Source organism: Aeromonas sp. 3P, from assembly GCF_051919745.1.
Lineage (GTDB): Bacteria > Pseudomonadota > Gammaproteobacteria > Enterobacterales > Aeromonadaceae > Aeromonas > Aeromonas veronii.
In genome coordinates, this window is the sequence record NZ_JBQBED010000001.1 from 1457375 (window position 1) to 1469543 (window position 12169).

Annotated in this window: 7 protein-coding genes; 5 read left to right on the forward strand and 2 right to left on the reverse strand. The window is 62.0% G+C overall.

Annotation, left to right across the window (positions count from 1 at the left end):
• The first annotated feature begins 146 nt into the window (after positions 1–146).
• The 3 genes from ACTG19_RS06485 (at position 147) to ACTG19_RS06495 (ending at position 5654) form a co-directional block, all read left to right on the forward strand.
• On the forward strand, positions 147–575 hold the full coding sequence (locus ACTG19_RS06485) for a GNAT family N-acetyltransferase (RefSeq protein ID WP_040065867.1): 429 nt from the start codon (positions 147–149) through the stop codon (positions 573–575).
• A gap of 103 nt (positions 576–678) precedes the next feature.
• Positions 679–1905 carry an exonuclease SbcCD subunit D C-terminal domain-containing protein gene (locus tag ACTG19_RS06490; RefSeq protein WP_439988898.1) on the forward strand — a complete coding sequence of 409 codons (1227 nt, stop codon included), beginning with the start codon at positions 679–681 and terminating at the stop codon, positions 1903–1905.
• Positions 1902–5654: an AAA family ATPase gene (locus ACTG19_RS06495; RefSeq protein WP_439988899.1), complete on the forward strand. Its 3753-nt coding sequence runs from the start codon at positions 1902–1904 to the stop codon at positions 5652–5654. Before ACTG19_RS06490 ends, ACTG19_RS06495 begins: the two co-directional genes overlap by 4 nt.
• Before the next feature lie 90 nt (positions 5655–5744).
• Here the strand turns inward: ACTG19_RS06495 and ACTG19_RS06500 are convergent, their stop codons facing one another.
• Together ACTG19_RS06500 and ACTG19_RS06505 are read right to left on the reverse strand one after the other, a co-directional pair.
• On the reverse strand, positions 5745–6509 hold the full coding sequence (locus ACTG19_RS06500) for a DODA-type extradiol aromatic ring-opening family dioxygenase (RefSeq protein ID WP_439988900.1): 765 nt from the start codon (positions 6507–6509) through the stop codon (positions 5745–5747).
• 167 nt (positions 6510–6676) lie between these two features.
• Positions 6677–6919 carry a hypothetical protein gene (locus ACTG19_RS06505; RefSeq protein ID WP_113738871.1) on the reverse strand — a complete coding sequence of 81 codons (243 nt, stop codon included), beginning with the start codon at positions 6917–6919 and terminating at the stop codon, positions 6677–6679.
• A gap of 308 nt (positions 6920–7227) precedes the next feature.
• Here ACTG19_RS06505 and pykF point away from each other — a divergent pair, with 308 nt between their 5' ends.
• Together pykF and mscK are read left to right on the forward strand one after the other, a co-directional pair.
• Positions 7228–8640, forward strand: coding sequence for a pyruvate kinase PykF (pykF, locus tag ACTG19_RS06510; RefSeq protein WP_031227651.1), 1413 nt, complete (start codon positions 7228–7230; stop codon positions 8638–8640).
• Positions 8641–8790: 150 nt separating this feature from the next.
• Positions 8791–12120 (forward strand): mechanosensitive channel MscK, encoded by a 3330-nt coding sequence (mscK, locus tag ACTG19_RS06515; RefSeq protein ID WP_201974877.1) that lies wholly within the window; start codon positions 8791–8793, stop codon positions 12118–12120.
• The last annotated feature ends 49 nt before the right edge of the window (positions 12121–12169 follow it).

The following is a 12169-nucleotide window of genomic DNA, read 5'->3' on the forward strand; positions in this document are numbered from 1 at the left end:
CATTGTACTAGAGAGGCGCTTTGTGATCAGCCAATCATTCTCGCTAAATAAAGGGCGATCGACCTCACAGGGTCTCATTTATGTCACCTGTTTGTTCATCAAGTTCTCCTAGACTGCGAAAGTAAATTGTTAATAAGGATGAAGGTATGTTGCGGCCCAGTCGCCCGGAAGACATGGAAGAGATCGTCGAAATCTGGTTGCTGGCCTCCCTGCAGGCCCACGATTTCGTCGATGCCTCCTGCTGGTGGCAGGCCCAGGAGGATCTGCGTACCCGCTATCTCGATCGCGCCGCAATCTGGGTGTTCGAGGAGCGTGGCGATCTGCTCGGTTTCATGGCGATGGTGGACAACTATCTCGCCGCCCTGTTCGTACGCCCCGACCGTCAGGGCCGCGGCGTCGGCCACGCCCTGCTGCAGGAGGCCAAGCGTCAGGGGGCGTCGCTCCACGCCCGGGTCTTCGTCGAAAATGATCAGGCGGTGCGTTTCTATCGCCGCCACGGTTTCGTTATCGAGGCCGAGGAGTCCGATCCCCTTACCGGCCACCCCCAATACCGGATGTGCTGCGAACCTGCCTGAATCGATGCCAGCCCCCTGTTTTACTTGAAAAAAGCACGGGGCATCCTCATCTTGTCCTCATCGGGTGCCACAGGCACCGTCCCTGCAACCGGGCTGCTTTCCAATGAAAATCCTCCATACCGCCGACTGGCACCTTGGCCACCAACTTCATGGTCATGACCGCCGTTTTGAACACGATGCCTTTCTCGACTGGCTGAGCGACACCCTCAAGGCGCGCGAGATTGACGCTCTGCTGGTAGCGGGTGATCTGTTTGATACCGCCAATCCCCCCGCCAGCGCCTGGCAACAGCTCTACCGCTTTCTGGCCAGACTGCGCGCCGAAATGCCCCGCCTCAACATGGTGCTGATCGGCGGCAACCACGACTCCCCCTCCAAGCTCGATGCCCCCCACGAGCTGCTGCGCGCCTTTGATCTGCATCTGGTGGGCAGCATCAGCCGCGACAGTGAGGGCAAGCTCGAGACCGACCGCCTGCTGGTACCGCTGCAAGACCGGGAGGGCAACATTGCCGCCTGGTGTGCCGCCGTGCCGTTCCTGCGCAGCAGCGATCTGCGGGTGGAACAGCTGGCTGAGGGGCAAGACAGGCTGATCGAAGGGGTACGGCAGGTCTATGCCGAGGTGCTGGCTGAAGGGCGCGCTCGCTGTGGGGAGGCGCTGCCACTGATTGTCATGGGCCACGCCTATCTGGCGGCGGGCCAGCTCTCGGAACTGTCAGAGCGGCGGGTGCTCGGCGGCAACCAGCACGCCCTGCCCGCCGAACTCTTTGCCGGTGCAGACTACACGGCGCTCGGCCACCTCCATCTGGCCCAGAGCCCGGCCGAGGGGGTGCACTACAGCGGTTCGCCACTACCGCTCTCGCTTGCCGAAGCGAACTACAACCATCAGGTGCTGGAAGTGACCTTTGCAGAAGGCAAACTGACCGGATTGGAGCGGATCCCGGTGCCCCGCGCGGTGGAGATGATCCGCCTGCCCCAGAGCACCCTCGACGACGCGCTGAACGCCATCGCATCGCTCGAGCTGCCTGCTTGTCCACAAGAGGCACAACCCTTCCTCGAAGTGCGGCTGCTGCTGCCCAAGCCCGAGGCGCGCATCCGCGAACGCATTCTGGCCGCCATCGCAGACAAACCGGTGCGTCTGGCCCGCATCAGCACCCAATATCAAGGCTCCGGTGAAGGGCTGGCCGATGGCCGCGAGCGGCGCAGGCTCGATGAGCTCTCCCCCACCGAGGTGTTTCGCCTCTGCTATCAGCGCCAGTTTGAAGGGGAGCCCGAGGCGGGGTTGGTTGCCTCGTTTGAAGAGATCCTGGAGCAGGTGAAGGAGTCAAACCAATGAAAATCTTGTCTCTGTCAGGTGAGAATCTGGCCAGTCTGACCGGCCCCTTCACCATCGACTTTACCAAGGGGGCGCTCGGCGCCGCCGGCCTGTTTGCCATCACCGGCAACACTGGCGCGGGCAAGAGCACCCTGCTCGACGCCATTTGTCTGGCTTTATACGACGAGATGCCGCGCTTTATCGCCAATCGCAAGAATGTGGCCGAAGTGGGCCGCATGGATGACGAAGAGAAGCTCAAGGCCAACGACGTGCGCGGCATCCTCAGTCGCGGCCACGCCAGCGGTTTTGCCGAGGTGCAGTTTCGTGGCTGTGATGGCCGCATCTGGCTGGCCCGCTGGGCGGTGCGCCGGGCGCGAAACCGCTCGGAGGGGCGTTTTCAGGCGCAAGAGCGCACCCTGACCGATGTGGAGTCAGGGCAGGTTTTCTCCGGCAGCAAGCGGGAGCTGCAGGATCGCATCGACGAGCTGGTGGGACTCTCCTGGGAGCAGTTCCGCCGTGCGGTGATCCTGCCGCAGGGGGAGTTTGCCGCCTTCCTCAAATCGGACGCCAACGAGCGCTCCGCCCTGCTCGAACGGATGACCGGCACCGAGCTCTACTCCGCCATCTCCATCCAGACCTATGAACGGGCGCGGGAGGAGCAGCAGAAGCTGGCCACCATCGCCCAGCGCCTCGGCGACGTGGCGCTGATGGACGAAGCGACCCGCGAACAGTGGGTGAGCCAGCAGATGAGCCTCTCCACCACCCTCAAGCACGAGCAGCAACAGCAGCAGCTGATGCAGGACTTGCGCGACCTCAATAGCCGCATTGCCGCCCAGCTGCAGGGCTGCGCCGAGGGGCAGGCGGCGCTCGATGCCGCCCTGCAGGCCCACGGCGCTGCGGCCCCCGAGCGCGAGGAGTTTGCCCGTGCCGAACAGGCCCAGGTGGCCCGCGCCGATCACGACGAGCTGGCCCGCCTCACCCTTGAGGTACAGCAGCAGGAGAAGCTGATCGCCGAGCTGGTACCAGAGCTGGCCAAACTCGAGGAGCAGACCCAGCAGAGCGCGCTGACCGAGCAGCAGTTGCTGGCGGAGAAGATCGCCGCCGAGCGGGAATGGGGTGCCCTGCAACCCGAACTCAAGCGGGCACAAGAGCTCGATACCCGCATCCGGGAGAAAGTGCAGCAGTTGCAGAAGATCCAGCAGGAGGGGGCACAGGAGCGAGAAGTGCAGCTCACCCTGGAGCAGGGCTGGCGCGAGCAGAGCAGACAGGTGGAACTGCTCAAGCAGCAGCACCAGCAGTGGGGCCTTTGGCTCGAAGAGCACAAGGAGCTGGCACCGGTTGCCCGCCAGTGGCAGCCCCTGCTCACCGCCATGCAGGATTGGGCCGAGGATGCCGACAAGCTGCAGCAACTGCTCACCCTGCGGGATCACAAGCTGCGCGCCCTGCAACAGTTGCAGCGCCAGCTGGAGCAAGGCCAGCAAGAGCGCGACTACTGGCAACATGAACAAGCTCGGCTGCAACAGCAACAGAACGAGCTGCAGGAGCAACAGTGGGAGAGCCGCCTCGCCAAGGCGCAGGAGCAGTGGCAGCAGCAGACCGAACAACTGGGTCAGCTGCGCCAGCTGCTGGAGCTGGCCGATTACGGCCGCAACCACGGCGAGCAGCATACCCGCCTGCAACAGGAGATTGGCCAGCTGGAGCAGGCCCTTGGCAAGCTCGCCACCCTTGGCGAAGAGCTGGCCCCCGCACGCGAGCGGCTCGCCCTGCAGCGGGACGAGGCGCGCCATGCGCTGGAGCAGTCCCGCGCCATCGCCAGCTTCGAGCAGTATCGCCATATCCTGAGCGATGGCGAACCTTGCCCGCTGTGCGGTTCTGGGGAACACCCCTACAGCCAGAGCCAGCCCCAGGTTGCGGGGATCCTGGGTCAGCTGGCGGAACGGGCCCGCAGCCTCGAACTGGAGTGGGATCGGCTCAATCATCAATACATCCAGTGCGAGAGCGAGCGTCAGGAGCTGGCCCGCCAGCTGGCGGTGCGCCAGCAACATCTGCCGGAGCTGGAGGCACGCGCCGAGCAGCTGACCCAGCGCTGGCAACAGCTGGGGGGCGATACCCTGCTCGGCCATCCGCTGCCGCTGCGCCAAAGCCCCATTGAGTGGAACGAGCTGATGAGCACCCTGCTTGGCCGTGGCCAGGCGCTGGAGCAGGGGTTGGCCCAGAGCCAGCAGCAGCTGCGTCAGGCCCAGCTTGGTCAACAACAGCTGCAAGGGGTGCGTCAGCAACTGAGCCAACTGGCTGCCCAGCACCAGCAGTTCGAGCAGCAGTGGCAGGAGGCCGACCGTCATCGCATTGCGCAGGAAGGGGAAGTGAAGGCAATGGGCGAGCAGGAAGCGACCCTGCGCCAGCGCCTCGAACAGGGGGGCAACCGTCTCGATGAACAGATGGCTGGCCAACCCTGGCGCCAGTGGCTCGGCAGCCAGCAGTGGCACGAGTGGCAGCGAGCCTGCGAAGCCTGGCTGCACGGCCAGAGCGAGTGGGAGCGGCTGGCCAGCGAGATCGCCAGCCTCACCCCGGCACTAAGTGCGCAGGAGGCGCGCCTGCAGACCCAGCGCGAGCTGCTGCACAAACTCGAGCGGGACTACAAGGAGCACGAGCAGCAGCGGCAGGGGCTGCTCACCAGCCGCAGCGGTTGTCTCGGTGGCGAGGAGATCCCGCAGGTCGAGAGCCGCTGGCAACAGCGGCTGCAACAGCTCGCCAGCGAACTGGAGCTGATGCAAAGCAGCGCCCGCGTTCTGCGGGAGCGGCAGACCGAACTCAAGACCCGTCTCACCCATGTGGAGCAGGAAAAGCAGACCAGCAGTCGCCGCAAGCGGGAGGTGCTGGGGCGCTGGGCTGCCCACGCCAGTACCCTCGGCATTGCCGAATACGACCTGCGCCGCCTGCTGGCCATCACTCCCGATGAACTCAAGGCTCGCCGCACCGCCCTGCAAGGATTGGAAGATGCCCTTGGTGAGGCGCGTACTCGTCTTGCCGAGCGGCAACGGGCGCTGGCGCTGGAGGAGAGCAAGCGGGATCGCTATCGTGAGCATCACCCCGAGCTGGCCGCCCTGCCGGATGCAGAGCTGAGCGATCTACTGGCGGCACTCGATGCCCGTTGTCGCGCCCTTGAAGAGCAGCTGTTCGAGTGCAAGAGCAAACTGGCACAGGCCGAAGCCGCCGCCCTCAAGGCGGGCAGCCTGCAACAGGAGCTGGCCGCCCAGCAGGCGGTGGCCGACCACTGGCAGCAGCTGTGCGATCTGATTGGGCAGGCCAACGGCGCCAAGTTCCGCACCTTCGCCCAGAGCCTCACCCTTGAGCGCCTGTTGCTGGAGGCCAACGCCCAGCTCGCCGAACTATCACCGCGCTACCGGCTGGAGCGGGTACCCGGCACCGATCTGGCGCTGCAAGTGGTGGATCTCGACATGGGGGATGAGGTGCGCTCGGTGGACTCCCTCTCCGGTGGCGAGAGTTTTCTGGTGTCGCTGGCGCTGGCGCTGGCCCTCTCCAGCCTCTCGTCACGGCAGACCCAGGTCGAGTCGCTCTTTATCGACGAGGGATTTGGCACCCTGGATCCGGACAGTCTGGATCTGGCGCTCGCCAGCCTCGACTCCCTCCAAGCCGCCGGTCGCCAGATCGGGGTCATCTCCCACGTCCAGACGCTGGTGGAGCGGATTGGCGTGCAGATCAGAGTCGAAGCCCTCGGCGGCGGCGAGAGCCGGGTAGTGGTTCCCTGAGAGCCTTCGGCTCAATCACCAGTATCATCGGCACCCCCACGCCGTAAATAACAAGACCCCGCCAATTGGCGGGGTCTTGTTGAGAGGCAATCAACCGAAGCGGTAGGCGCCCATATAGAGGCTGCCGCCATCCCAGCTCTCGTGCAGCCGGGTGGGCGCCACACCATCAGCGGCCCCCAACGCCACAAAGAGTGGGCGCAGATGATCGTCGTGGGGATGGGACTCCACCGCGCCTGGAGCCTGCTGGCGATAGTTGAGCAGCGCCAGCCGATCCTCGTCGGCCATCTTCTGCTCCAGCCAGTCGACAAACTGGCTGGCCCACTCTGGCACCGGCGAGCCTTCCGGTGCCAGCGCCCGCAGGTTGTGGGTGATGGCGCCAGAGGCGAGGATGCCAATCCCCTGACTGCGCAGCGCCCCCAATACCTCTCCCAGTTGCCACAACTGGGCCGGAGTGAAGCTCGCGGGAATGGAGATCTGCACCAGCGGGATCTCGCTGTTTGGGTCGATCAGAGATAGGGGCGACCAGACTCCGTGATCCAGCTCGCGCCGCACCGGGGTGGCGGTCAGTCCGGCCAGTGCCAGCTGGTCGCTCACCCCCTGCAGCAACCACTCGGGGCTGCTGGCAGGCCAGCGCATCCGGTAGAGGGGCTCGGGGAAGCCGTAAAAGTCGTACATCAAGGCCGGTTTGGGCTCGACGTTGATCTGTAGCTCGCGGCTGAACCAGTGGGCGGAGATGACCACCAGCCCCTTTAGCTCACCCAGACGCAGGGTTCGCAGAAAGCGGGTGGCGGGTTGCTCACGCAGCACCAGATCCGGTGCGCCGTGAGAGATAAACCAGACAGGGGCGAGGGACATAAAGCGGACTCCAACAAAATATCAGGGGGCGATACCGGAGGGGATATCGCTGTTGGAATCGATTATCCTCCCGCCATGAAAGGTGGACAATCCAGCAAGATAGATAAGAACTATCAACTAATTGTTGATAATTTCACGCCTTCACGACCGGTAAGCAGCAATAGATATCAAGGCTGCGGAGCATCCGGCAGCGGTCGGGCTGCACGAAGCGCCATCCGGGTCGCAGCACTGTGATCCTGCCACTCTCGCCACGCCAATCCCTCGGTGGCCGCCTCCCCTTTCACCGGATGGGAGAAAATCGCCAGCAGTCGCGCATTATCAGGCCAGTAGCGGGCTGGCAGCATCTGAACCAGCAGCAGGGCGGCGCCCAGCAAGAGCAGAGCCCATCCGGTTTCATGGCTGTTTTTCATCCCGGCCTCCTTCACCCGTGCGCCAATGAACTAACATTTTTGCGCAAGCCGGTGACAAGACGGTGACAGCGGACGGGTGGTCATTTTACAACATCTGAACCTCAACCCGGCCAAACAACCACAGATGGCAACATTTGTATCCCTTCAGCCCGAACCTGTGGCCGTATGCTCTAAAATGTGACTCACAGGAAAACGTTATCCCTGAAAAGAAAACGTTATCTGGTCAAAACGTTGTTTCTGGATCATAAAAAGATTCCAAAAACTGGTGTATATTGCTCGGCGGAAATTCCTTAACCATGAAGATTGACATGAAAAAGACCAAAATTGTCTGCACCATCGGTCCGAAGACCGAATCCAAAGAAATGCTGGCCAAAATGCTGGACGCCGGCATGAACGTCATGCGCCTGAACTTCTCCCACGGTGACTACGCCGAGCACGGCAGCCGCATCAGCAACCTGCGCGCTGTGATGGCCGAGACCGGCAAGCACGCAGCTATCCTGCTGGACACCAAGGGTCCGGAAATCCGTACCATGAAGCTGGAAGGCGGCAACGACGTCGCGCTGGTCGCTGGCCAGACTTTCACCTTCACCACCGACCAGACCGTGGTTGGCAACAAAGACAAAGTGGCCGTGACCTATGCAGGTTTCGCCAACGATCTGCGCGTCGGCAACCGCATCCTGGTTGATGACGGCCTGATCGGTCTGGACGTTATCGAAATCACCGAGCGCGAAGTTATCTGTAAAGTGCTGAACAACGGTGACCTGGGCGAGAACAAAGGCGTTAACCTGCCGGGCGTCTCCATCAAGCTGCCGGCCCTGGCCGAGAAAGACAAGCGCGACCTGATCTTCGGTTGCGAGCAAGGCGTTGATTTCGTAGCAGCTTCTTTCATCCGTAAGAAAGAAGACGTACTGGAAATCCGTGAACACCTGAAAGCCCACGGTGGCGAGAACATCCAGATCATCTCCAAGATCGAAAACCAGGAAGGTCTGGACAACTTCGACGAGATCCTGGCTGTTTCCGACGGCATCATGGTTGCTCGTGGCGACATGGGTGTAGAGATCCCGGTTGAAGAAGTTATCTTCGCCCAGAAGATGATCATCGCCAAGTGCAACAAAGCCCGCAAAGTGGTTATCACTGCCACCCAGATGCTGGACTCCATGATCAAGAACCCGCGTCCGACCCGCGCCGAAGCTGGTGACGTGGCCAACGCCATCCTGGACGGTACCGACGCAGTGATGCTGTCCGGTGAATCCGCCAAGGGTAAGTACCCGCTGGAAGCAGTGACCATCATGGCCACCATCTGCGAGCGTACCGATGCCGTGATGCCGTCCAACCTGTCTGCTGCCAACGACAGCAACAAGCTGCGCATCACCGAAGCCGTATGTAAAGGCGCCGTAGAGACCTCCGAGAAGCTGGACGCCCCGCTGATCGTGGTCGCTACCGAAGGCGGCAAGTCTGCCAAGGCCATTCGCAAGTACTTCCCGAAAGCCTGGATCCTGGCTATCACCACCAACAAGAAAACTGCTGCCCAGCTGGTTCTGACCAAGGGTGTGGTTGCTCACGTGGTTGACAGCATCGCCTCTACCGACGATTTCTATCGCATCGGTAAAGAAGCCGCGCTGGAAATCGGCATGGGTCTGAAAGGTGACGTTGTTGTGATGGTCTCCGGTGCTCTGGTACCGAGCGGCACCACCAACACCGCTTCTGTTCACGTTCTTTAATCAGAGCTGAACGAGTTGAAAACGGCGCCTGCGGGCGCCGTTTTTTTTGTCCCTCCCCCCTGCTTACCTGACAAGCCCGGTGTTAGAATCCACGCGAATTTAATCTATGCGGGAAATCTCCCGAATATCGCGTAATAACCCGGAAGTTATATGCCCTCAATACGTTTTAAAAGAGTCTCGGCCACCCTGTTGCCGCTGCTCTGTCTCCTCGCCAGCCTCTGCATGCCGCAAGCCATGGCGCAAGATGTCCCCTCTCGCAACGCAGTTCAGCGAGCGCTGGATGGTCTGGGTAAATCAGAGACCCTGACCGTCAGTCAGCAAGCGGATCAGAAGTTGCTGACCGAAACCCTCGGACTGCTCGACAGCATCGACAAGGAAGAGGCGAAGGCCAAGACCCAGGCCCAGCGGATCCGCAACCTGCCCACCGAGCTCAGAGAGATCAGCGCCAAGCTCGATGCCCTGACCAAGGGCAAGAGTGCCGAGCAGATCAAGAGCGAATACGCCAGCATGAGTCTGGCAGAGCTCGACAGCCGTCAGCCAGAAGTGCTGGCCAACATGCAGGCGGCCCAGGAGGCCCTCGGCGCCATCGGCAGCCAGCTCACCAGCTTGCAGACCCTGCCGGAGCGCGCCCAGGCCAGCATGAGCCGCGCCTACCAGCGCAGTCAGGAGATCCGTACCCGCCTCAACGCAGGTGAAAGCGTCTCCAGCGCCGAGAAGATGAAGCTCGGTGCCGAGCTGGCCCTGCTCGACCTGCAACTGGCCCACCTGCAAAAGGAGCTGGATAACCGTACCAGCATGCAGGATCTGGCGATCAAGCAGCGCGACTACCAGAGTGCCCGTCTCGCCAGCGAAGAGCAAAAACTGCAGCTGTTGCAGGATCAGAGCAGCGCCAAGCGCCTCGGCGACACCGAAAAAACCGCCGAGCAGACCGGTGAACTGGTGGCGACCGAAGACAGCCCGCTGGTGCAAAAAGAGCAGGAGCTCAACCACCAGCTCAGCCAGCAGCTGATCGGTGCCACCACCAGCCTCAACTCGCTGGTACAGAAAAACCTGCAAGCCAAGAGCTGGCTGGAGCGCGGCATCCAGACCGAACGCAACCTCAATGAACAGGTGCAGATGCTCAAGGGCAATCTGCTGCTGTCGCGCATCCTCTATCAGCTCTACCAGCAGCTGGAAGCGGCACCCACCATCGCCGTCAAAAACCTGGAAGAGCAGATCGCCGATCTGCATCTGGCTCAGTTTGAACTGAGCCAGCAGCGTGACCAGCTGTTCCAGAAGAACCTCTATCTGGACAATCTGATCGCCGGCAGCAAGGATCCGGTCAGCGAGGAGGACAAGCAGAGCCTTGCCAAGCTGCTCGATACCCGTATCAATCTGCTCGATCAGCTCAACCGCCAACTCGACAGCCAGCTCACCAACGCCATCAGCCTGCAGCTGACCCAGCAGCAGCTGGCACGGGTCTATGCTTCTATCGAATTTACCCTGCAGCAACACATCTTCTGGGTAAGCAGCAACAAGCCCATCGACAGCAAGTGGTTTATCAGCTGGCCCGCCCAGGCCTACAAACAGGCCTCCGACTGGGTATTGAAACCGGACTGGAAACGCTGGCGCGAAGAGCTGCTGGGGATCTCCCTGCTCGCCTTCCCGCTGCTGCTGATCGGCGGCTTGCTGGTCTGGAAACGTCCGGCGCTGGTTGAGCGCGAGAAGAAGATCACCAAGGACCTTGGCCGTTTCCGTCAGGACAGCCAGTGGCACACCCCGCGCGCCCTGCTCTATACCGTGCTGCAACGCCTGCCGGGCAGCATGTTCATTCTGGCTGGCGGTCTGCTGCTCACCTACTGCGGTCTGCTCAGTCCCAAGCTGATGTTCCAAATCACCCTGAACCTCGCCCTCGGCTATCTGGTGTTCAGCGTCTATCTGGCGGTGATGCGCCCGGGTGGCATCGCCGAAACCCACTTCCGGATCCCGAAAGCGGAGCTGCAGGCCAAGCGCAACAGCATGCGCTACATCTGGTTGCCACTGCTGCCGCTCATCATGCTCGCAACCAAGGCGGTGGTTGAACCCTCCACCCTGGGCAACGATGTGATCGGCCAGGCCATGACCCTGACCCTGCTGGGGCTGGCCGCCTATCTGGTGTTCCCCATCTCCCGCGCCCGCATCAAGGGCGAGGCGAGCATGCAGAAGTCGCTGATCGCCATTGCCCTGGCGCTGGCACCGGTGGCGCTGATTGTGCTGGCCGTGCTCGGTTACTACTACACCGCGCTGAAGCTGACCGGGCGCCTGATCGAATCCTTCTACCTCATCATCATCTGGAGCCTGGTCTACCGCACCGCCCTGCGTGGTCTGGAGCTGGCTGCCCGTCGTCTGGCCTACCGTCGTGCGGTGGCCAAGCGTGAGCACAAATCTTCGGAAGATGCGGAAGGTGGTGAATCCATTGAAGAGCAGCCCATGGATCTGGAGGATGTCAGCCAGCAGTCCCTGCGTCTGACCCGTACCGTGCTGATGCTGATCTTCGGCGTCGCCTTCTACTGGCTCTGGTCCGATCTGGTCGCGGTCTTCTCCTACCTCGACAGTATGGTGCTGTGGCACCGCAGCGAAGGCACCGGCGCCAACGCCGTGCTCTTCCCCATCAGCCTGAGTGACGTGCTGATCGGCTTCCTGCTGCTCGGCGGTGCCTGGTCACTGGCGCGCAACCTGCCGGGCTTGCTGGAGGTGCTGGTGCTCTCCAAGCTCAACCTGGCTCAGGGGACCGCCTACGCCATCACCACCATGCTCAACTACGTGCTGATCGGCTTTGGCTCCCTCACCGCTCTCTCCATGATGGGCGTGCAGTGGGACAAGCTGCAGTGGGTAGCGGGTGGTCTGTCAGTCGGTATCGGTTTCGGCATGAAGGAGATCCTCTCCAACTTCGTCTCCGGCATCATCATCCTGTTCGAGCGTCCGGTGCGGATCGGTGACACTGTCACCATCGGCTCCTTCTCCGGTACCGTCTCGCGGATCCGCATTCGCGCCACCACCCTGACCGACTTCGACCGCAAAGAGGTGATCATCCCCAACCAGCAGCTGATGACCGAACGGCTCATCAACTGGTCGCTGAGTGACACCGTCACCCGGGTGATCGTGCGGGTGGGCGTGGCGTATGGCTCGGATCTGGAACTGACCCGTACCCTGCTCAAACAGGCGGCCGACGAAAACAGCCGCGTGCTGAAAGATCCGGCCCCCATCGTCTACTTCCTCACCTTTGGCGCCAGCACGCTGGATCACGAGCTGCGCTTCTTCGTGAGCGAACTGGGTGATCGCAACCCGGCGGTGGACGAGTTGAACCGCAAGATCGACCAGCTGTTCCGCGAGAACGGCATCGAGATCGCCTTCAACCAGATGGATGTCTACATCAAGAACATGCAGGGCGAAGAGCAGAAGGTGGAGTCCAACTCCGCCGCCCTGCCGCCGCCCGCGGAAGATGGCAAGCAGCCAGCCTGATAGCGAACTGCACTGATCTGATGACAACAGCCGCTCACCCAAGTGAGCG

Excerpts from the sequence above, each read along its gene's own strand:
- mscK (WP_201974877.1), top strand. The coding sequence starts at position 8,791 with ATGCCCTCAATACGTTTTAAAAGAGTCTCGGCCACCCTGTTGCCGCTG.
- ACTG19_RS06505 (WP_113738871.1), bottom strand. The coding sequence starts at position 6,919 with ATGAAAAACAGCCATGAAACCGGATGGGCTCTGCTCTTGCTGGGCGCC.
- ACTG19_RS06485 (WP_040065867.1), top strand. The coding sequence starts at position 147 with ATGTTGCGGCCCAGTCGCCCGGAAGACATGGAAGAGATCGTCGAAATC.
- pykF (WP_031227651.1), top strand. The coding sequence starts at position 7,228 with ATGAAAAAGACCAAAATTGTCTGCACCATCGGTCCGAAGACCGAATCC.
- ACTG19_RS06490 (WP_439988898.1), top strand. The coding sequence starts at position 679 with ATGAAAATCCTCCATACCGCCGACTGGCACCTTGGCCACCAACTTCAT.
- ACTG19_RS06495 (WP_439988899.1), top strand. The coding sequence starts at position 1,902 with ATGAAAATCTTGTCTCTGTCAGGTGAGAATCTGGCCAGTCTGACCGGC.
- ACTG19_RS06500 (WP_439988900.1), bottom strand. The coding sequence starts at position 6,509 with ATGTCCCTCGCCCCTGTCTGGTTTATCTCTCACGGCGCACCGGATCTG.